Genomic DNA, 19623 nt, shown 5'->3' with positions numbered 1-19623 from the left:
CACCGAGATCCCTCACGACAGCCTTGGCGGGCTGACGCCCGCCGAATTCCGCCAATACCACGAACCGGAAACCTCTAATTTAGCCTGGCATTGAAATACGGGAAGTCGACAGTGGTCGTTGATCAGCAGCGCTTTCTTGGTGCGCCACAGTGTTGCGCACCAAGCGATCTTCCAACCGCCGGCCCAGGCAACGGCAATGGCGATGATGGACCCGGCCAGTGGCGAGGAACCGCCGCCCTCCTTCTTCAACCCTCGTCCTCGTTTTCATCTTGCCCGTTCACTTCCTGTTGGCGCAGGCCGTTTCGGGTAGGCGCGGCAACGTTGGCATTGCTCGCCTCGTCGGGCAGCGGTGGGGGCAGTACTTTTTTGCTCATGGGCTTTTCGTGATCGTAGAAAAGGGAGCGATGGGAGAGCAGGCTTTTTCCTTATCGCCACATAGCGCCGTTGGCCGGAGGCATGGAGCGATGATGGGGGAACGGGTGCTGCCAATTCCAGAAATCCGCACTTTCTTCTCTTTGGTGCAGGGGACCGGATGGATGATCCATCGAGGCGACAATTATTCTGACGCAGGGGATGGGGTGATGAAGGGGTCAACCTCTGTGGATTTTCACAAGAGCGTGCCCCGATTTGGTCACCCCGCAAGCCACCTCCCTCTGTGATTAAGTGAACCTAGAATCGTTATTTTGAACCGCTATTTCTAAGCCCGTCCCACGGGACTTGGCATGCGGCGTAGAGCGCGGTCGCGGCATAGCTCCGGCATGAGCGTGTCAGCCTCTGCCTGCTTGAGCACGGCGATGATCTGGCTGTCGATAAAGCGGAAATTCTTCATGGAATTTCCTCGGGGAAGCGCACGAGAAAATACTACTACTGACGGTTTCCAATTCGTGGGGGCCGTCACCAAGAAGGTTGCAGGAAGAAGCAAAGCTTCTTCCTGCCGTCATTTGAATGTGAATTTTCAGCTTAGCAGGCGCAGAACAGTCTTGATGATCTGGTCCTTGTTACGAAAATCGTCCATCGTCATTTCCTTCAGTTTTTCCCCGATTTTGGCAAACTTTGCGTAGCCTTCCTTCAGAGCTGCAGTGTCCGTCAAGGACTTGCCCTCGCCCAATACCCACGCAATGGCTGCCAGTGTGGCAAAAGTGATGATTACCGCAACCACGGCTGCAGCTGCGTCAACCACGCCGGTAGGTGGCAGTATGGACTTGGCCCACAGGAACAAACTTTTCCCTGCTGACTGAGCAATGAATGTGGGTAAAATTCCCAAGGCAGAGGTTTTATCAAGTACTTGGCCGGTATACAGATAATACAGTGAGCAGATCGCCACCGCTTGTGTCGCGGTGATGTATACCGCACTCCCGGGAATGAATGACTCAGCGGCTACAGCTGCCAATGCAGTTCCAATGATGGCGGCTGCATATTTATTCTTGTTTCTTAGATGCTTGGCAAGCAGTAGGTCCTTTCTATTGATTTTGAGAAATGAAAAAACTGCATCGCGTAATTCATCTACACCACGGGTATCCATGGGGCGGTCTTTACGGGTTTTTGGGTCATATCCCTTGGTGCATGTGCCAAATACTCTTTTAACTCCGAGGCAATTCCGCCACTGTTCCATCACGCTCTGGAATTCTGATTCCTCCAGCTCATCCCATTCGTCGATTTTATTTATGACGACAAACACTTCACCGGAATTTTTCTTCAGATCTTCAAAGTTGGCTTTTTGGGAGCTGTCTGCCGATCCGGTGACTACGAAGATGCCAAGGTCGATAGACTCAAGGAATTCTTCGGTCTTTTCATTATTTTCTTTCCTGATATCACCAAGGCCGGGGCAGTCGATGATAAGGACGTGTTCATCCAATTTGTAAGGTGTGATTACTGTGGTCACGCCTGAGGTGGCGCCAACTTCGGCGAGTAAATCACCACGGTCACGCTCAAAAAATGCATTAAGCAGCGAGCTCTTGCCCGAGCTGACCTTGCCAACCAAGGCGATATTGATGTGCGCGCTATAATCTGGGGACTTGTCGCGGAACGCCTTGTCAAGGGCTTCGTTGAATTCCTGCTCATTGGATTGCATTTTATTTCCTTGATCTTGGGAGGTTGGTGGAGAACAGGCTGGGCTGGAGTCGAGATGATTGGCAAGGCCACTAGATTGGCTTAAATGCTTTGGTTTGTTAATTAAATCAAGTTATTGGTAAGTCGATTGGATAAATTAGCTGTAAATTTTACAGACAGATGCGGCTTTGGACTTTATTTTCCTCAGCCAAGGCAGTGGTGCGTGGATTTGAATTTTATCCCCCAGCCCAAACACCCACCAAAGCGTTTCCTGGTCATCCGCTACGCTGGCCCGCAACCGCAGCCAGTCGGTATCCGGCAATGGCTCCAACGTCTGATCTTCGCTGAGCGGGGTTTCCTGCAATATGCCGGCGGTATCGGGATGCACATCCGCCACCAGCTCCACCATTCCCGTTCCCTGCCGTGGAGTAAACGCGGCGGTAGGCAGGTAGGCATCCATGTCGAAGTCATCATCGCGTGCGGCGGCATCCAGCACTTCGGCACGCTGGATGCGGTGCAGGGCGAAGTGGCGCACGTCGGTGTAGTCGCCGACGCTGGCGATCAGGTAGCTGGCCGGGCCGCGTGAGGCCAGGCCTTTCGGGTGCAGGGTCATGGTTTTGACCTCGCCCTTGACCCGGCTGAAGTAGTCCACCTGCAGCTGGCGTTGTTCGAGCAGGGCGGTGGCCGCGCTTTCCCATACCTGGCCATCCACGCTGGCCGGCAGCAGGGTTTTGCCGTTGGGCAGGCTGCGCACGCGTTGCGCCCAGCGGGTGAGAGGGTTGTGCTGCAACGACTGCAGGTGGTTGCGGGCGGTGGCGAACTGGGGTTCCAGCAAGGCCAATACGCCGGGGGGCAGCAGATGCTTGAGGTGACCTTCGGCGAGATTCATCGCCAGCGCGGCGGCGGTGTCGGTGGCTGGCAGGGTGATCTGCGCCTGGCTGTCGAAACTCCAGCGAAGCGTTTGGCCATCGTTCTGGCTGATCAACGGGAAACGGGTGCTGAGTTTCTCGCCCAGGTCACGTTGCAAAGTGCGCGGGGTGACCGAAAAGCCGCGCTGCTCAAGGGCGATCTTGAGTTCCTGCACGGAAGCACTCTTGGGGTAGCGCGGAATCAATCCGAGCAGGACAAGACTGCGGACGAGGGGGTCTTTGGGATCATTTTTGGACATGGCGTTTGCAGGCAATCCGTCTGGGGTTGCAAGGGGCCGTTGCGCTGGAGGGCGCATGGCGTGGCAGAAAACCGACGTTAGTCAGTTGTCGCGACGGTTCCTGTCGCGGTTGCCGGGCCTTGCAGGGAGGGGGCTGGATTGGCAGGTGATGTGCCGGCTTGCGCTGCGCTGGTGTACTCGGGCACGACCGGGTAGGCGATGGCGTCGTCTTCAAACGCATCGGTTTCCATCATCACGTTGATGATGGTTGGCAGCAGTGCGCCGAGCAGGGCATTGGCATCGCGTAGCTGGTTGCGGTTGGTGCTGCTGTTCCAAGTAGCGCCGCCATGCACGAGCTGGTTACGCAATACATAGAGACGGCCCAGCACGGTGGTCAGCAGGTCGGCGGTGCGGTGCCCGAGCAGGGCGTCCATTGCCGCTTTGCGGCTGGCGTTGAATTGGGATTTCCAGCGCTCGCTGGGGTCGTGATCGCGCAGAGCACGCCAGAACGGGGAAAAAACGTAGCGGTTATCGATCAGCAGCCGGATCGGGCCGGGAAACTGTTTGAACAGCAAGGAATGCAATTGCTGATGCGTGTCAGCAGCGACCAGGCGGGCAACGAAACTGGCGACACGCTCACGCTCACTCTGTTCGCTGTCGAACTCGCCGGCGTAGGCCGCATTGAAAGCGATCCATAGCTGGATGAACCGAGTGTCGTCGTCATCGATGCTGCGCTCGGAACGCTGCAGCCAACTGATTGCGCGGTGCAGGCGGATGGCGAGCGCTTCGCTCTGGCAATCCCTTGCCGCGCGGTGGCGCTCGCGTAGCGCACCGGCCGTCATGACTCTCATGATGAAGCGTGTTTCCTCTTCCGTGTTGCAATACCCCTGCCTTGCCAGTCCTCGGCTCGGCCCCCTGTGCATGAAGATGACGTTTACTTTGTCATTTGGCAATACACCGCTATAGCGGCTCAGAATTCGGGAAGTTTAGGTGTCGGGTTTACCACTACCCTGTGTGGGCTCACGACAATTCCGGACTTGGCGATTTCGGGCGTTGTTCGCAGCTGGTTGCACAGATACGGCAGAGGGCTTCGGTCTTGCCAGCGTCAGCAGCATCTTTGCAAGCGGTCGGCTGAGCGGTATGTCCCGGTGGCTGTTCAAGGGCGGCCGTTGCGGCTCTTCGCTTTGAAAGCATCGGGGGAAGCCTCGGAACGAGGCGCAGCCCGTCAGCCCAGCGGCAACCGCAACTCCGCCTGCAGCCCGTTTCCGGTATCGGTGAGCATGAGCTCGCCGCCGTAGCTTTCGACGATGTCGCCGACGATGGCAAGGCCCAGTCCGCTGCTGCCTTCGCGCTGATCCAATCGCACGCCACGTTGCGTCACTTTCTGCAACGCGGCATCGTCCAGGCCGGGGCCGTCGTCCACCACCTGCACATGCAGGTGCCCGTCCGCGGCAAGCGCGTGCACGCGTACCGCGTGCGTCGCCCAACGGCCCGCGTTGTCGAGCAGGTTGCCCAGCATTTCTTCCAGGTCGGCGGTGGCGCCGGCAAAGTGCAGCTGCGGATCGATGTCGTCCGCGATGAAGGTGATGCCACGCCCGGCATGCACGCGTTGCATCAGTCGGCACAGCGCCTGCACGACCGGCAGCACCGCGCTGCGCTCGTGCCGCTGCGCTGCCACTCCGGCAGAGAGGTAGCGTTCGATGCTGTGCTGCATGCGGGTGCTCTGTTCGCGCACGGTCTGCCGCCAATGCTCGCCGGGGCCGTCGGCTTCGGCATGCAACACACTCAAGGGCGTTTTCAATGCATGTGCCAGATCCTGCGCGCCGGTGCGCGCGCGGTTGACCATGCGCTGGTGGTGCGCAAGCAATGCATTGAGTTCCTCGGCCAGCGGGGCGACTTCACGGCCCAGCCCGTCGCTGCTGATCCGGGTGATGTCCCCTGTACGCACCTGTTCCACACGTTTGCCGAGTGCGCGCAGCGGCCGCAGGCCGAAATGCACCTGGCTGGCCAGCACCGCCAGCCAGGCGGCGACCAGCGCCGCCATCGCCAGCGCGGCACGTTGACGGAAGTGCGCGACGTCAGCATCCAGCTGGCTGCGGTCGGCGGCAACGGTGACCTGCAGCGGTGCCTGGCTGCGCGGCAGGCGCACCTGCTGGGTCAGCCCGCGCAGCGGTTGTTGCAACGGGCCGGTGAAATCCACGCCCTGCGCTTGTGTGGGCATGCGGGTCACTGGCGGCGAAAGGCTTTCGTCCCAGAGCGAACGTGACTGCAGCAACGCTTGTCCGTCGCCTGCGCTGATCTGCCAGTAGGCCCCGGAAAACACCCGCTGGAAGCGCGCGTCGTTGGGCGTCTGTCGCAATGCCAGTGTGCCGTCGGCGGCAATCTCCGCCTGCGCCAATACGGTGAGCAGATCCTGCTGCAGTTGGGCATCCAGGCGGTCGCGGGCTGCCTGCTCGAACAGGCGGCCCAGCAGCACGCTGGCAAGCATCGACACCAGCACCAGGCCCAGCCCGCCGGCCAGCAACAGGCGCGCACGCAGCGAGAGTGCCTTCATGCCGGCGCGACCAGCCGCCAGCCCTGGCCGCGCACGGTCTGGATCATGTCCGCGCCGATCTTGCGTCGCAGCCGCCCGAGCAGCACATCCAGCGCGTTGGAGTCCGGGTCATGGCCACCGTCGAAGATCTGGTCGCCCAGCCGTTCACGGCTGATGACCTTGCCGTCATGGTGGATGAAATAGCTGAGCAGGCGGAATTCCTGCGGGCTCAATGCCAATGCCTGGCCGTCGAGGGTGAAGCGCCCCGCGTTGATTTCCAGCTGCAACAGGCCGCATTGCAGGTGCGGGTTGGCGTGCCCATTGCTGCGACGGATGAGCGCGCGCAGGCGCAGGACCAGTTCGTCGGCCTGGAAGGGTTTGGTCAGGTAGTCATCGGCGCCGGCATCGAACCCGGCCAGCTTGTCGTGCCAACGCCCGCGTGCGGTCAGCACCAGCACCGGGAAACTGCGGCCGTTGCCGCGCCAGCGCTCGATCACGCTCAACCCGTCCAGGCCGGGCAGGCCCAAGTCAACGACGGCGGCCTGCAGTTCTTCGATCTGTCCCAGTTCCTCGGCCGCACGCCCATCGCTGACATGGGCCACGACATAGCCGGCCTGCTCCAGCAGTGGCTGCAGGCGTTGCGCCAGTTCGAGGTCGTCTTCGGCCAGAAGGACTCGCATCAGTCGTCCCGTTCGGTCTTCAGCAGGGCACCGCTGCGCGCATCATAGTCGAGCTCGATCACGACGCCGTCGGCACGCAGGATCTCCACCTCGTACACACCGTCGTCCAGTTCCACCTCCAGCAGCTTGCCGGGATGCCGCTGCAAGGCGTCGCGCACGATGCGTTCCAGCGGCACGTAGTGGCCTTGTTTCAGCGCCTGGCGCGCCGCCTGCTGCGCGGCATCCTGGCCATGGCCGGTGGCCACGGGCGTGATCAACAACAGCAGCAGGGGCAGGCAGGCGCGATACATGAGGGGCAGGGGCGAAGAGGTGCCGCCAGTAATAGCGCGACAGACTAACCGTTGCCTAACAACGGCGGCTAAGCCGTTGTTAGGGGCGCGGCACAGACTGGTCGGGCCGGGCTGATCCGGCAGCACTCAAGGAGTTCCCTCATGTTGAAGTCATTGTTTGTCACGGGTGCCGTTGTACTGGCATTGAGCGCCCCGGCCTATGCACAGAGCCGCATGCTGGGCATGGCCGAGGTCGAGCAGAAACTGCGCGCCGCCGGCTATACCCAGATCCATGAGATCGAGAAGGATGACGGGCTTTGGGAAGCGGATGTATCGCGTGGTGATGGGCGCTTTGCCGAAGTGTGGGTGGACCCGGCCAGCGGCGAGATGTTCGACGAGCACGATGGCCGCGCTTTGCTGGACAGCCAGCAGATTCTCGCCCGTGCGGCGGCCGCAGGCCTGCGTGAGATCCACTCGCTCGAACGCGATGGTGCCACCTGGAGCCTGGAGGCACGCAATGCCCGCAACCAGCGTGTGGAAGTGCGCATGAGCGGCATCGATGGCCGCATCCTGCACAGCAAGCGTGATGGCTGGCTGGACTGAGTGCGCACTGACAGGAGCAGCCAAGCGCGGGCTGCTTCTGCGGGAAATCAAATCAGTTGCGTGCCACCTGGAAGCCGGCAAACGACTGGCTGGTGGGCATCAGTTCCAGCCGATTGACGTTCAAGTGCGGTGGCAGCGAGGCCACCCAGAAAATCTGCTCGGCAATGTCCTCGGCGGTCATCGGGTTGGCACCGCCATAGAGCTGGTCCGAGGCGGCCTGGTTGCCATGCGTGCGCACCAGGGTGAATTCGGTTTCGGCCATGCCTGGTTCGATCGCGGTCACGCGCACGCCGGTGCCATGCAGGTCCGAGCGCAGGCCCAGTGAGAACTGGCTGACGAAGGCCTTGGTGCCGCCATAGGCATTGCCGCCCGGGTACGGATACAGCGCGGCGGTGGAGCTGATGTTGATGATCGCGCCACGGCGTTCGACCAGCTTGGGCAGCAGGCGATGGGTGAGTGTCACCAGCGCGGTGATGTTGGTGTCGATCATGGTGCGCCAGTCTTCCAGGCTGGCGTGCTGCGCAGCGGCTGTGCCCTGGGCGAGGCCGGCGTTGTTGACCAGCAGGTCGATGTCGCGGAACGCCGGCGGCAAAGCGGCAAGTGCCGATTCCATCGCGGCGGCATCGCGGATGTCGAAGGCCGCGGCATGGACGGTGTCTGCGCCAAATTCTTCAACCAACGGCTGCAGGCGCTCGGCGCGGCGGCCGGTGGCGATCACTTTCCAGCCGGCGGCGGCAAAGCGGCGGACAGCGGCGGCGCCGAAGCCGGACGTGGCGCCGGTGATCAATGCAGTCTTGGACATGGGCAGGTTCCGCGGGGAGGGGGATGTGATTTTGGCACTGTGCAGGCTGTTGGGCATCCCGTTGTGAGTTGCGAGGGCGTGCGGGGAGAATTTCGGCAGTGTGGTGTTTTGGAAAGCCTGAGTTCAAAAGCTTCACCCCTCCCCAGCCCTCCCCTTGCCGGTGGCAAAGGGAGGGGGCGGATCACTTGCGTAAGCCGGGATTGCCGCAGCTGTGGCTTCTGCTCCCTCCCTTTGCCACCGGCAAGGGGAGGGCTGGGGAGGGGGCCGTTGTCTTTTACCAGGGAAAACGAACACGACATGCCGGGATGCGTTGTACTCACCAAGCTACGAACTGATCCATAAAAAAGCCCCAACATCACAGGGATGCCGGGGCTTGGATATTTCAAAAAATCTTCCGGGCGCCCCGTCAGCCGCAACAGCCCCCTTTGAGTAAAAGGGCGCGCGCCGACAGGCGCGGGGATGTGGGTGTAGAAAGCACGGGGCCCAAGGTTTGCAAAGCAAACTTTGGGGTAACACCGCCTCAGGCGGTGTTACTGCGCCTTGATCGCCATCGCCTGCAGACCGCTGCCGTCCAGCTTGGACTTGGCTTCGGCCAATTCGCCGGCGGTGCCGTACGGCCCCATGCGCACGCGGTACACGGTGTTGCCGTTGATCTGCGCGGACTCCACGCGTGCGGCCAGGCCCATCATCGCCAGCTTGGCCTTGGTGGCCTCGGCTTCGCCGGACGCGCCAAACGCGCCGGCCTGCAGGATGTAGCGCACGTTCTCCGCCGCTGCAGCAGGCGCTGATGCGGCCGGCGCCGGGGTTGCCGTTGCAGGCCTGGGGGCAGGCTGCACGCTGGCGACCTGCGCCGGGGCCGTCACCGGGCGCGGCGTTTCATTGACCGGCGTCGGCTGATGTGCGGCTTCGCTGACCGGCGCCGGGAGCGCTGCAGTGGTTGCCGGAACCGGCCGGCCTTCCAGGGCCGCCTGCGCGCGCTGGGCTTCGGTCGGCGGCGCGGCTGCGGCGGCAGCACGTGCGGCCGCCGCGCGGCGCTGTTCTTCGGCACGGGCGCTGGCTGCCAGCTCGGCATCGGACATCTGCACTTCGGTGCCCGGGAGCAGGGTGTAGAAGTCGTACTGCGTGGCGGGCTTGTCTTCGGGCCGGGTAGCGGCCGGCGTCGCGGGCCGGGGCGCTTCCACCCCGGCGTCGATGTCGGCGTCGGCCACGGGCGCCGGCTGCGCATCCGGGTTGGGCTGCGGGCCCACCCGCAGGAAACCGTCGCCGTCCTTCTTGAACAGGTTCGGTGCCGCCAGGAACACCACGGCCGCGATCGCCGCACCGGCCACCAGCCACACCCAGGCGGGTGTGCCGTTGCCGCTGTTGCGCCGCGCCTGCGTCTTGCCGCGTCGTGCTGCCATGTTTACTGCGTCTCCTTGACTTACATCTTTTCCGGGGCACTGACGCCCAGGATGCTCAAACCATTGGCCAGCGTCTGCCGTGCGGCGCAGGCCAGGGTGAGCCTGGCATTGCGTGCACGGGCATCGTCCACCAGCACCTGCGTGCCGTGATACCACGTGTGGAAAGCGTGCGCCAATTCACGCAGATACTGCGCGACAAGGTGCGGTTCCAGCGCGATGCCGGCCGCTTCCACTACTTCCGGATAACGTGAGATTTCGTTCATCAATTCCAGCGATGCATCGTCGTCGAGCAACGACAGCGCCGCCAGGCCGTCGGCCTGCTTGTAGTCCAGGCCCTTCTCCTGCGCCTGGCGCAGCAGCGAGCAGACGCGGGCATGCGCGTACTGCACGTAGAACACCGGGTTGTCGTTGCTCTGCTGGCGGGCCAGGTCGATGTCGAAGGTCAGCTGCGAATCGGGCTTGCGTGCGATCAGGAACCAGCGCACCGCGTCGCTGCCGACTTCGTCGATCAGGTCACGCAGGGTCAGGTAGCTGCCGGCACGCTTGGACAGCTTCACTTCCTCGCCGCCGCGCATCACCGTCACCATCTGGTGCAGCACGTATTCCGGCCAGCCCTTGGGGATGCCCAGGTCCAGCGCCTGCAGGCCGGCACGCACGCGTGCCAGCGAGCCGTGGTGGTCGGCACCGAGCTCGGTGATGGCGCGCTCGTAACCGCGCTGCCACTTGCTCAGGTGGTAGGCCACGTCCGGCAGGAAATAGGTGAAGGTGCCGTCGGACTTGCGCATCACGCGGTCCTTGTCGTCACCAAAATCGGTGGAGCGCAGCCACAGCGCGCCGCCTTCCTCGTAGGTGTGGCCCGAGGTGATCAGCTGCTGCACGGTTTCGGCGACCTTGCCGTCCTTGTACAGCGAGCTTTCCAGGAAGTAGATGTCAAAATCCACGCCGAACGCGGCCAGGTCCAGGTTCTGCTCGTTGCGCAGGTAGGCCACGGCGAAGCGACGCACTTCTTCCAGGTTCTCGGCATCCTTGGCGCCGACGATATGGCTGCCTTCCAGGTCCACGGTCTGGCCCAGCAGGTAGGCCTTGGCTACGTCAGCGATGTACTCGCCGTTGTAGGCATCGGTCGGCCACTGCGCATCGCCCGGCTTGAAGCCGCGCGCACGTGCCTGCACCGACTTGGCCAGGTTTTCGATCTGCACACCGGCGTCGTTGTAATAGAACTCGCGCTTGGCGTTCCAGCCGTTGGCTTCCAGCACGCGGGCGATGCAGTCACCGATGGCGCCGGCGCGGCCGTGGCCGACATGCAGCGGGCCGGTCGGGTTGGCCGAGACGTATTCCACACCCACGCTGCGGCCATTGCCGCTCAGGTTACGACCGTAGTCCTCGCCTTCCTTGAGCACGCTGACCACTTCACGCTGGAACGCGGTGGGGGCGAGTTTGAAATTGATGAAGCCCGGGCCGGCAATCTCCACCCGCGCGATGTCGTCACTGGCCGGCAGTGCTTCGACCAGTGCCTGGGCAAGTGCACGCGGGTTGCTGCGTGCGGCCTTGGCCAGCAGCATCGCGACGTTGGATGCGAAATCGCCGTGTTCGCGGGTCTTGGGTCGTTCGACCACGAAATCCGGCGGCAGGGTGTCGGCAGGCAAGGTGCCGTTGGCGCGCAAGGCTTCGATGCCTTGGCCGATGAGGGCGCGGAGTTGGGCTTTCACGTGACTGTTCTGCTTGAAGCGCGGAACTGACCATTTTACCTGACCGACGGCGTGCCCGCCCCGACGGCACGGGGGCAGGGGTCAGGAATGTCAAAACGGTAGTCAGCTGGCGTGATGGGGCCGTTCAGACCCAGCCGCGGGCGGCCAGTGACACCGGCGGGCCATCGCCAACCACGAAATGGTCCAGCAGGCGCACTTCCAGCAGCGCCAGCGCCTGCTTCAGGCCGGTGGTGATGGCACGGTCGGCGGCCGATGGTTCAGGGTTTCCGGAAGGGTGATTGTGGCCGACGATCACCGCTGCAGCATTGTGCGCCAGCGCCCGCCGCACCACCTCGCGAGGATGTACCTGGGCGCTGTCGACGGTGCCGCTGAACAGTTCTTCGAAGGCCAGCGCCCGGTGGCGGGTGTCCAGGAACAAGGCCGCGAACACCTCCTGCGGCCGGTGCCGCAGGCGCTGGGCGAAGTAGCGTCCAGCCGAATCCGGGTCGGTGAGGCTGGCCCCGCGCTCCAGTGCGGCGGCCAGGTGACGCTGGCCCAGTTCCAGTGCCGCGCGCAATGCACAGGCGCGCGCCGGCCCCAGGCCGGGCAGGCGTGCCAGCGCGGTGGCATCGCGGTCGAGCAGGGCCCGCAACGGGCCGTGCTGCAGCAGCAGTTCGCGGGCGGTCTGCACGGCATCACGCCCGCGTAGCCCGGAACCCAGGAAAATGGCCAGCAGTTCGGCGTCGGAGAGCGCGCCTGCGCCTTGTGACAGCAGTTTTTCGCGCGGGCGTTCAGCGCGTGGCCAGTCTCGTATATGCATTGCCAAAGGTTGTGCGCAGATGACCAGAAGCTGCATCGGCCACGACAAACCCTTCGGTTAAGCTAACCATTCTTGTGCAGCTAGGAACTTCCCCTCGTGACCAGCGTTTCCCCGACAACCCAGGCGCCCCATCGGCCGCTGGAGGGACAAAAGCTGCTGTTGTGCGTGGGCGGCGGCATCGCCGCTTACAAAGCGCTGGACCTGGTGCGCCGGCTGCGTGATGCCGGTGCCGTCGTGCAGGTGGCCATGACCGCCGGCGCCCAGCAATTCGTCACCCCCCTCAGTTTTCAGGCGTTGTCCGGCAACCCGACCCGCACCACGCTGTGGGACAGCAGCGCCGAACAGGCCATGGGCCATATCGAACTGGCGCGCTGGGCCGACCGCATCGTGGTTGCCCCGGCCACGGCCGACCTGCTGGCGCGGCTTGCGCACGGCAATGCAGATGATCTGGTGACCACGCTGTGCCTGGCCACCACCGCGCCGCTGACCGTGTGCCCGGCGATGAACCACCGCATGTGGCTGCACCCGGCCACGCAGGCCAACATCACCCTGCTGCGCGAACGCGGCGCGCAGGTGATCGGGCCGGAGGACGGCCCGCTGGCCGAAGGTGAATCCGGCCCCGGCCGCCTGAGCGAAGTGCCCACGATCATTGCTGCGCTGGCAGGCAACCTCGCGCCGAAGGCGCCGGCCAAACCGGGCCGGCTGCAGGGCATGCGCGTGTTGATCAGCGCCGGCCCCACCTACGAAGACCTGGACCCGGTGCGCTATGTCGGCAACCGTTCCAGCGGCAAGATGGGCTACGCGCTGGCGGCCGCCGCCGCCCGGCAGGGCGCGCAGGTGGTGCTGGTCAGCGGGCCGGTGCAGTTGCCGACGCCGGCCGGTGTGCAGCGCATCGATGTGCGCTCGGCTGCGCAGATGCGTGAAGCCGTGCTGTCCGCGCTGCCGGCGGACATCTACATTGGCGCCGCGGCCGTGGCCGACTACACCCCGCGTCAGGTCTCGCCGCAGAAGCTGAAAAAGACCGCCGGCTCCCAGACCCTGACCCTGGAACTGGTGCGCACCGCCGACATCCTGGCCGAAGTGGCCGTACAGGAGCAGGCGCTGAAGCTGGTGGTCGGCTTTGCCGCCGAAACCCACGACGTGGAGAAGTACGCGCGTGGCAAGCTGGCCGACAAGCATCTGGACCTGATCATCGCCAACCAGGTCGGCATTGCCGGCAACGGCTTTGAGAGCGACCAGAACGCCGCCATCGCCTACTGGAACGGCGGCCAGCGCGAATTCCCGGGCACCGCCAAGACGCAGCTGGCCGAACAATTGCTGGATTTGATCGCCGAGAGGTTGGACGCATGAGCCTGGACACCGCACTGCAACCCTTGCAGGTAAAGCTGCTGGACCCCCGTTTCGGCGACACCTGGCCGTTGCCGGCCTATGCCACCGAAGCCAGCGCCGGCATGGATCTGCGTGCGGCCATCGAGTCGCCGCTGACCCTGGCGCCGGGCGATGCGGCGCTGCTGCCCAGCGGTATCGCCATTCATGTGGCCGATCCGGGCCTGTGTGCGGTGGTCTTGCCGCGCTCGGGGCTGGGGCATCGCCACGGCATCGTGCTGGGCAACGGTACCGGGCTGATCGATGCCGATTACCAGGGGCCGCTGTTGATCAGCGTCTGGAACCGCGGCCGTGAGGCCTTCACCATCGAGCCGGGTGACCGCATCGCGCAATTGGTGGTGATGCCAATCGCGCGCGTGAGCCTGCAGGTAGTGGATACTTTCGTGGACAGCGCCCGTGGAACGGGTGGATTCGGCCATACCGGAGTGCGCTGACAGGGGAAATCGCAATGAGCCATGGGAATGAGAGCGGGCGCCCGAGCGCTTCGCTGGGTCGTTCAACACCGCTGTTGGCGGTACTGCTGTTGCTGTTGGCGGCGTGGTTTGGCTGGAGCACGGTCAACCAATGGCTGCAGTCCGGCACCGGCACCGCCTTGGAGCAGGCCCGCGACCAGGCGGTTGCCGACGTGCAGAACGCGATCAACGCGCAGACCGCACAGTTTGGCAGGCAGCTGGCGCTGGAGCCGGTAACCGCTGCATTGGCCAGCGGCGATGCCAACGCCACCGTGCTGGCGGTACGCGAGAAGTGGGCCGGCGTGGAGGACGCGCAGGTGCTCGACGCGACCCTGGCCCAGGCCTATGCCGACCCGGCAGCCTTTGGTTATTCGCGCCTGGCGTTGCTGGAACTGGCCTTGGCCGAAGGCAAGCCGGTCGCGCGCGTGGTGCGTGACAACGGCGGCCCGCGCCTGGGCCTGGCCGCGCCGGTGCAGTTGCAGGACAAGGCGGCGGTGATCTACATCCGCCAGCCGCTGACCCGTTTGACCACCGTGTTCGACGCGATTGATTTCCCCGGCCGCGCCTTCCTCGGCCTGCGCCAGGGCGGTTTCACCATCGTGCAGAAGGGCAACAGCGAGCTCGGCGGCGGTGCCGATGCCCTGGCCCGGCCGGTGGGTGATACCGGCTTGCGCGTGGTGGCGGAACTGCCGGATGTGGCGGAAGGCCCGCTCGGGCTGGGAATGATTTCCGGCGCGCTGGTGACCGTGTTGCTGGTGGCCACGGCGCTGTTGCTGCTGTTCGGCCGCAAGCGCCTGAGCAAGCTGGCGGTGTTGCGCCGGAAGGATGGCGGCGAGCAGGACAGCGGCCTGACGTTGCAGGAATCGCTGCAGCAGGAACCGCTGCCGGTGGTGGCCTCCGCACGCGCTGCCGCTGCCGATGCGCCGCGTCCGGAACCGGGCGCCGAGGCCGTGGTGCCGGGCATCTTCCGCGCCTACGACATCCGCGGCGTGGTGGGCACCGAATTGACCGCCAATGTCGCCACTCTGATTGGCCATGCCATCGGCAGTGAGATGCAGTCGCAGGGGCTGCGCGATGTAGTGGTGGGCCGTGACGGCCGCCTGTCCGGGCCGGAGCTGGTGGAAGGCCTGGTTGAAGGCCTGCGCCGCGCCGGCTGCGATGTCATCGACATCGGCCTGGCACCGACGCCGGTGGTGTACTTCGCCAGCTACCACCTGCGCGCGGGCAGCTGCGTGGCGGTGACCGGCAGCCACAACCCGCCGGACTACAACGGCTTCAAGATCGTCATCGGCGGCGAAACCTTGTCCGGCGATGCCATCACCGATCTGTACCGGCGCATCCAGGAAGGCCGCCTGCACCATGCAGAAAGTGCCGGCAGCCTGCAGCAGCGCGAGGTCATTGCCGACTACGTGCAGCGCATTGCCGACGACGTGCAGCTGGACCGCCCGCTCAAGGTGGTGGCCGATGCCGGCAATGGCGTGGGCGGTGCCGTGGCGCAGCAGCTGCTGGAAGCCATCGGTGCCGATGTCATTCCGTTGTATTGCGACGTGGATGGCAGCTTCCCCAACCATCACCCGGACCCCAGCGAGGCGCACAACCTGCAGGATCTGGTGCAGACGGTGAAGCGGTTCGACGCCGACATCGGCGTGGCCTTCGATGGCGATGCTGACCGTCTTGGCGTGGTCACCCGGGAAGGCCAGATCATCCACGCCGACCGCCTGCTGATGTTGTTTGCCGCCGACGTGCTCACCCGCAACCCGGGCGCGATGGTGATCTACGACGTCAAATGCACCGGCAAGTTGTCCGACTACATCCTGCGCAACGGCGGCAGCCCGATGATGTGGAAGACCGGGCATTCGCTGATGAAGGCGAAGATGCGCGAAACCGATGCGGAACTGGCCGGCGAGATGAGTGGCCACTTCTTCTTCAAGGAGCGTTGGTACGGTTTTGACGACGGCCTGTACGCGGCCGCGCGCCTGCTGGAAATTCTGGCCCAGCGTGATGAATCGCCGGAAGAGGTGTTCGCCGAACTGCCCGATGCGGTCTCCACGCCGGAGCTGAAGGTGCCGGTGGAAGAGGGCACCCAGCATGCACTGGTGACGCTGTTCGTGGCTGCCGCACAGGTGGAGGAGTCGCCGTTTGCCGGTGCGCGCCTGTCCACCATCGACGGCCTGCGCGCCGACTTCAACGATGGTTGGGGCTTGGTGCGCGCGTCCAACACCACGCCGGTGCTGGTGCTGCGTTTCGAGGCCAATGACGAAGCGGCGCTGGAACGCATCAAGGGGGTGTTCCGCGAACAGCTGCGGCAGGTGTTGCCGGCGGGGACCGAATTGAAGTTCTGATGCGCTGAAGGTGTCTGGCGTGTGGAAGGCTGTTCATGTGATGCATGGGCGGCCTTCTTTTTTTGGGGAGGGGTAAGGCGCGCCGCGCTTCAGCTACCACCAAAACGCAAACCCACGCCCGGCTCGGTGAACAGGTAGCGCGACTCCAGTGCCGAATCGCCGAGCTTGTGGCGCAGGCGGCCGACCAGGATGCGCAGGTAATGCGTGTCGTGCCGATGCGTCGGCCCCCAGATTTCCTGCAGTATCTGCGGCTGGGTAACCACGCGCCCGGCGTTGCGCAGCAACAGCGCGAGCAAGGCGTATTCCTTGCGGGTCAGTGCCACGGGCTCACCCTGCACGCGCACCTCGCGGCGGGCCAGGTCGATATGCAGATTGCCATCGTCGAATACCGGCACCTGGCCTTCGCTGTCGGTGCTGCGGCTGCGCAGCAGGGCGCGCACGCGCGCCATCAGTTCCTGCGTGCCGAACGGCTTGGTCACGTAATCGTTGGCGCCGTTGTCCAGTGCGCGCACTTTCTCCGCTTCGCCGGCGCGCACGCTGAGCATGATCACCGGCACCTGGCTCCACTGCCGCAGCTCGGCCAGCACGTCGTGGCCTTCGATGTCGGGCAGGCCGATGTCCAGGATCACCATGTCCGCGCCTTCTTCGGTCAGCCGCTGCAAACCCTCCGCGCCGGTCGCGGCCTGGCTGACGGCATAACCCTGCGCACGCAGCGAGATGTCGAGGAAGCGGCGGATCTGCACTTCGTCGTCGATCACCAGCACGCGAGCTGGCGGAATGGCGGGCGCGTCAGTCATCGCCTTGCGGGGTTTCCGGATGCGGCTGGAGCAGGGGCAGGGTCATGCGCACCAGCGTACCGCGTCCGTCGCGGCCCGGCAGCGCCTCCACGTGGCCGCCGTGCGCGCCGATCATGCCCTGGCAGATGGTCAGGCCCAGGCCGGTGCCCTGGCGGCCACGATCACCGCGTTCCACGCTGTAGAACATGTCGAAGATGCGTGCGCGTTCGTCATCGGGAATGCCCGGGCCTTCGTCGATGACCTCGATGCACAGCGTTCCGTCCTGCTGGCGTGCTCGCACCTGTACGGGTACAGCGGGCGGTGAGAACTTGGCGGCGTTCTCCATCACGTTGAACACGGCCTGTTCGACCAGCGCCGGGTGCACCCAGATCGGCGCCAGATCATGCGGGATGTCGAGCTGCAGCTGCACGTTGGGCTGGTAACGCTGCAGGCGCCGCGCGGCCGAGCCGATCAGTTCGTCCACGCCGATCCAGTCGCGGCTGAGCTTCAGGCCGTCATGGCCCAGCCGGGTCATGTCCAGCAGGTTCTGGATGTAGCGGTCCAGGCGCTCGCCTTCGACAACGATGGTGTCGAGCAGGGCGCGGCGGTCGTTGGCGTCCATCGCCTCGGCGTAGCTGGACAGGCTGTCGGCCGAACCGATCATCGCCGCCAGCGGCGAACGCAGGTCATGCGATACCGAGGACAGCAGGGCCGAGCGCAGGCGCTCGGTTTCGTTGTGCAGGTGCGCGGTTTCCAGCTCGGTGACCAGGCGCGTGCGCAGTGCCGCCTGTGCGATGTCATCGGCCATGGCTTCGGCCAGTTGCCGTTGCTCCGGCGCCAGCCGTGGGTGCTGATGGTTGAACTGCAGCCCGGCCACACCAACGGCCTGGCCTTCGCCATCAAGCAGTGGCAGGAACCACCAGCCGGCGCCGGCCAATGTATCGGTGAAACGGCCCGCCGGTTGCGCGTGGCGCAACGCCCAGTCGGCGGCAGCCAGGTCGGTATCCCCCGGTGCGGCACTGCCGCTGGTGCTGGTGTCGTGTGCCAGCCGAACCCATGCAGGGACATCAAGCGCCTGTTCCAACGCCGCGCGGCCGGCCTGGGCTACCTGCAGGTTGTCCACGGCGGCGGCCAGTTGCCGGGCCAGTGACTGGCGCAGGTTGGCGTGGCGGTTGGCCGCGCGCAGCGCCACCACCTGCATGCGCAGCCGCGATGCCAGCCGCCCGGCGACCAGTGCGGCGGCCAGGAACAGGAACACGGTGATCACGCCCTGGCGCGCGCTGATGGCGAAGGTGAAGCGCGGGGCGATGAAGAAGAAGTTGTAGGCCAGAAAGCACAGCGTTGCCGCCAGCACCGCCGCACTCATGCGCGTGCGTGCCGCGACCAGCACCACCGCGACAATGAACACCATGGCCAGGTCGCTCAGGCCCAGCCAGCGTTCACCCAGCCACGCCGCCAGGCAGGCCACGACGGTTGCCAGCACCGCCAGCGCTGCATCCTTTCCCCAGCTTTCAGGCGCAAGCGACAGGCCCATGCGGCGTGCTTTCGCGCGTGCCTGCGGGGTGCTGATGATGGTGATTTCGTAGTGTGCGCCGCGCTGGATCAACTGTTGCGTCAGCGTCTGGTTGAGCATCCGTGCGAACGGCCGCTCGCGGGTGCGGCCCAGCACCAGTGTGGAGACGGCATTGTGCGCGGCGTAGTCCAGCAGCACGTCGGCAACGCCGGGGCCGTGCAGCAGTTCGGCTTCACCGCCGAGGCGCCGTGCCAGTGCGAAGGCGGCATCAATCTCGCGCCGGGTGGCATCGTCGTGGCGGCGATGCTGCACCGTCACCACCGTCCACGGCGCATCACGACGTTCGGCGATACGCCGCGCCACGCGCACCAGGTATTCGCTTTGGCCGCTGCCATCAATGGCGACCAGCACGCGTCGCCTCAGCGGCAGGTTGCCTTCGCCCCGCGCGGCACGGGTTTCGCGCAGGCTGCTGTCGACGCGGTCGGCCGCTTCCTGCATGGCCAGTTCGCGCAATGCGGTGAGGTTGGCCGGCGAGAAGAACGCCTGCAGTGCCTGCGCGGCCTGTTCGGGCACATAGACCTTGCCTTGCTGCAGGCGCTCGATCAGTTCGCGCGGTGGCAGGTCGACCAGCACGATGTCGTGCAGGCGGTCGAACACCACGTCCGGTACGGTTTCGCTGACGCGCACGCCGGTGATGCGCATCACCACATCGTTGAGGCTTTCCAGGTGCTGGATGTTGATGGTGGTCCAGACGTCGATGCCGGCATCGAGCAGTTCCATCACGTCCTGCCAGCGCCGTTCATGGCGGCTGCCCGGTACGTTGCGGTGGGCCAGTTCGTCCACCAGCACCAGCGCCGGACGCCGTGCCAGCACGGCGTCCAGGTCCATCTCCTGCAGTGGGTGGCCGCGATAGCTCACCTCGCGCAGGGGGATGCACGGCAGCCCTTCCAGCAGCGCGGCGGTATCACTGCGGCCGTGTGTTTCGACCAGCCCCACCGCCACGTCCACACCGCGCCGCAATTGTTCCTGGGCGCGGGTGAGCATGCTGAAGGTCTTGCCAACGCCGGGCGCGGCGCCGAGGAATACCGTCAGCTTGCCGCCGGCATCGCGCTGCAATCCTTCCACCAATGCATCGGCCTGGCGGCTGCGGGAGTCATTCATGG

18 protein-coding genes are annotated in these 19623 nt (G+C 64.7%); 4 read left to right on the top strand and 14 right to left on the bottom strand.

The window, feature by feature from the left end; genetic code table 11:
* Positions 1–245 precede the first annotated feature (245 nt).
* The 8 genes from ACVOLO_RS16065 to ACVOLO_RS16030 all read right to left on the bottom strand — a co-directional run bounded on the left by ACVOLO_RS16065 (position 246) and on the right by ACVOLO_RS16030 (position 6699).
* Positions 246–374: a hypothetical protein gene (locus ACVOLO_RS16065; protein ID WP_481571323.1), complete on the bottom strand. Its 129-nt coding sequence runs from the start codon at positions 372–374 to the stop codon at positions 246–248.
* A 323-nt stretch (positions 375–697) separates the two neighbouring features.
* Positions 698–829, bottom strand: a complete 132-nt coding sequence (locus ACVOLO_RS16060; protein WP_481571324.1) for a hypothetical protein — start codon at positions 827–829, stop codon at positions 698–700.
* 126 nt (positions 830–955) lie between these two features.
* Complete coding sequence (locus tag ACVOLO_RS16055; protein ID WP_481571322.1) at positions 956–2071, bottom strand: GTPase; 1116 nt, start codon at positions 2069–2071, stop codon at positions 956–958.
* Positions 2072–2206: 135 nt separating this feature from the next.
* A complete protein-coding gene (locus ACVOLO_RS16050) occupies positions 2207–3133 on the bottom strand; it encodes a helix-turn-helix transcriptional regulator (protein ID WP_481571321.1) in 927 nt (308 codons plus the stop codon).
* A gap of 161 nt (positions 3134–3294) precedes the next feature.
* Complete coding sequence (locus ACVOLO_RS16045; protein ID WP_481571320.1) at positions 3295–4149, bottom strand: hypothetical protein; 855 nt, start codon at positions 4147–4149, stop codon at positions 3295–3297.
* A 272-nt stretch (positions 4150–4421) separates the two neighbouring features.
* Entirely contained in the window at positions 4422–5750 is a 1329-nt protein-coding gene (locus ACVOLO_RS16040; RefSeq protein WP_481571319.1) for a sensor histidine kinase, read from the bottom strand.
* Entirely contained in the window at positions 5747–6409 is a 663-nt protein-coding gene (locus ACVOLO_RS16035; protein ID WP_481571318.1) for a response regulator transcription factor, read from the bottom strand. Before ACVOLO_RS16035 ends, ACVOLO_RS16040 begins: the two co-directional genes overlap by 4 nt.
* Positions 6409–6699, bottom strand: a complete 291-nt coding sequence (locus ACVOLO_RS16030; protein WP_481571317.1) for a PepSY domain-containing protein — start codon at positions 6697–6699, stop codon at positions 6409–6411. Before ACVOLO_RS16030 ends, ACVOLO_RS16035 begins: the two co-directional genes overlap by 1 nt.
* Before the next feature lie 141 nt (positions 6700–6840).
* Between ACVOLO_RS16030 and ACVOLO_RS16025 the strand changes: the two genes are divergently transcribed.
* Positions 6841–7281 carry a PepSY domain-containing protein gene (locus tag ACVOLO_RS16025; RefSeq protein WP_481571316.1) on the top strand — a complete coding sequence of 147 codons (441 nt, stop codon included), beginning with the start codon at positions 6841–6843 and terminating at the stop codon, positions 7279–7281.
* A gap of 52 nt (positions 7282–7333) precedes the next feature.
* Here ACVOLO_RS16025 and ACVOLO_RS16020 read toward each other — a convergent pair whose 3' ends face one another.
* From ACVOLO_RS16020 to radC, 4 genes are all read right to left on the bottom strand, one after another.
* Positions 7334–8083, bottom strand: a complete 750-nt coding sequence (locus ACVOLO_RS16020; protein WP_481571315.1) for an SDR family NAD(P)-dependent oxidoreductase — start codon at positions 8081–8083, stop codon at positions 7334–7336.
* 530 nt (positions 8084–8613) lie between these two features.
* The gene (locus ACVOLO_RS16015; protein ID WP_481571314.1) at positions 8614–9483 is read right to left on the bottom strand and encodes an SPOR domain-containing protein; all 870 of its coding nucleotides are present in this window, start codon (positions 9481–9483) and stop codon (positions 8614–8616) included.
* A gap of 20 nt (positions 9484–9503) precedes the next feature.
* On the bottom strand, positions 9504–11192 hold the full coding sequence (gene argS, locus ACVOLO_RS16010; RefSeq protein WP_481571313.1) for an arginine--tRNA ligase: 1689 nt from the start codon (positions 11190–11192) through the stop codon (positions 9504–9506).
* Between the two features lie 124 nt (positions 11193–11316).
* The gene (gene radC, locus ACVOLO_RS16005) at positions 11317–11991 is read right to left on the bottom strand and encodes a RadC family protein (protein WP_481571312.1); all 675 of its coding nucleotides are present in this window, start codon (positions 11989–11991) and stop codon (positions 11317–11319) included.
* A gap of 96 nt (positions 11992–12087) precedes the next feature.
* On the opposite strand from radC, the gene coaBC reads away from it, so the two are divergent.
* The 3 genes from coaBC to ACVOLO_RS15990 are packed head-to-tail and all read left to right on the top strand — an operon-like array spanning position 12088 to position 16171.
* Positions 12088–13341 carry a bifunctional phosphopantothenoylcysteine decarboxylase/phosphopantothenate--cysteine ligase CoaBC gene (coaBC, locus tag ACVOLO_RS16000; RefSeq protein WP_481571311.1) on the top strand — a complete coding sequence of 418 codons (1254 nt, stop codon included), beginning with the start codon at positions 12088–12090 and terminating at the stop codon, positions 13339–13341.
* Positions 13338–13811, top strand: a complete 474-nt coding sequence (dut, locus tag ACVOLO_RS15995; protein WP_481571310.1) for a dUTP diphosphatase — start codon at positions 13338–13340, stop codon at positions 13809–13811. Before coaBC ends, dut begins: the two co-directional genes overlap by 4 nt.
* A gap of 14 nt (positions 13812–13825) precedes the next feature.
* A complete protein-coding gene (locus ACVOLO_RS15990; protein ID WP_481571309.1) occupies positions 13826–16171 on the top strand; it encodes a phosphomannomutase/phosphoglucomutase in 2346 nt (781 codons plus the stop codon).
* 89 nt (positions 16172–16260) lie between these two features.
* On the opposite strand, the gene ACVOLO_RS15985 is transcribed toward ACVOLO_RS15990, so the two are convergent.
* Together ACVOLO_RS15985 and ACVOLO_RS15980 are read right to left on the bottom strand one after the other, a co-directional pair.
* A complete protein-coding gene (locus ACVOLO_RS15985; RefSeq protein WP_481571308.1) occupies positions 16261–16968 on the bottom strand; it encodes a response regulator transcription factor in 708 nt (235 codons plus the stop codon).
* Positions 16961–19621, bottom strand: coding sequence for an ATP-binding protein (locus ACVOLO_RS15980; protein ID WP_481571307.1), 2661 nt, complete (start codon positions 19619–19621; stop codon positions 16961–16963). The genes ACVOLO_RS15985 and ACVOLO_RS15980 overlap by 8 nt, the downstream gene beginning before the upstream one ends.
* Positions 19622–19623 lie beyond the last annotated feature (2 nt).

The sequence above is a fragment of the Stenotrophomonas sp. STEN056 genome, from assembly GCF_056759635.1.
Note: the sequence above shows the minus strand (reverse complement) of the source record. Positions and strands in the feature narration are given on the sequence as shown.

Excerpts from the sequence above, each read along its gene's own strand:
- ACVOLO_RS16015 (WP_481571314.1), bottom strand. The coding sequence starts at position 9,483 with ATGGCAGCACGACGCGGCAAGACGCAGGCGCGGCGCAACAGCGGCAAC.
- ACVOLO_RS16060 (WP_481571324.1), bottom strand. The coding sequence starts at position 829 with ATGAAGAATTTCCGCTTTATCGACAGCCAGATCATCGCCGTGCTCAAG.
- dut (WP_481571310.1), top strand. The coding sequence starts at position 13,338 with ATGAGCCTGGACACCGCACTGCAACCCTTGCAGGTAAAGCTGCTGGAC.
- ACVOLO_RS16020 (WP_481571315.1), bottom strand. The coding sequence starts at position 8,083 with ATGTCCAAGACTGCATTGATCACCGGCGCCACGTCCGGCTTCGGCGCC.
- ACVOLO_RS15980 (WP_481571307.1), bottom strand. The coding sequence starts at position 19,621 with ATGAATGACTCCCGCAGCCGCCAGGCCGATGCATTGGTGGAAGGATTG.
- ACVOLO_RS16065 (WP_481571323.1), bottom strand. The coding sequence starts at position 374 with ATGAGCAAAAAAGTACTGCCCCCACCGCTGCCCGACGAGGCGAGCAAT.
- ACVOLO_RS15990 (WP_481571309.1), top strand. The coding sequence starts at position 13,826 with ATGAGCCATGGGAATGAGAGCGGGCGCCCGAGCGCTTCGCTGGGTCGT.
- ACVOLO_RS16030 (WP_481571317.1), bottom strand. The coding sequence starts at position 6,699 with ATGTATCGCGCCTGCCTGCCCCTGCTGCTGTTGTTGATCACGCCCGTG.
- radC (WP_481571312.1), bottom strand. The coding sequence starts at position 11,991 with ATGCATATACGAGACTGGCCACGCGCTGAACGCCCGCGCGAAAAACTG.
- ACVOLO_RS16040 (WP_481571319.1), bottom strand. The coding sequence starts at position 5,750 with ATGAAGGCACTCTCGCTGCGTGCGCGCCTGTTGCTGGCCGGCGGGCTG.
- ACVOLO_RS16035 (WP_481571318.1), bottom strand. The coding sequence starts at position 6,409 with ATGCGAGTCCTTCTGGCCGAAGACGACCTCGAACTGGCGCAACGCCTG.
- ACVOLO_RS16055 (WP_481571322.1), bottom strand. The coding sequence starts at position 2,071 with ATGCAATCCAATGAGCAGGAATTCAACGAAGCCCTTGACAAGGCGTTC.
- ACVOLO_RS15985 (WP_481571308.1), bottom strand. The coding sequence starts at position 16,968 with ATGACTGACGCGCCCGCCATTCCGCCAGCTCGCGTGCTGGTGATCGAC.
- ACVOLO_RS16025 (WP_481571316.1), top strand. The coding sequence starts at position 6,841 with ATGTTGAAGTCATTGTTTGTCACGGGTGCCGTTGTACTGGCATTGAGC.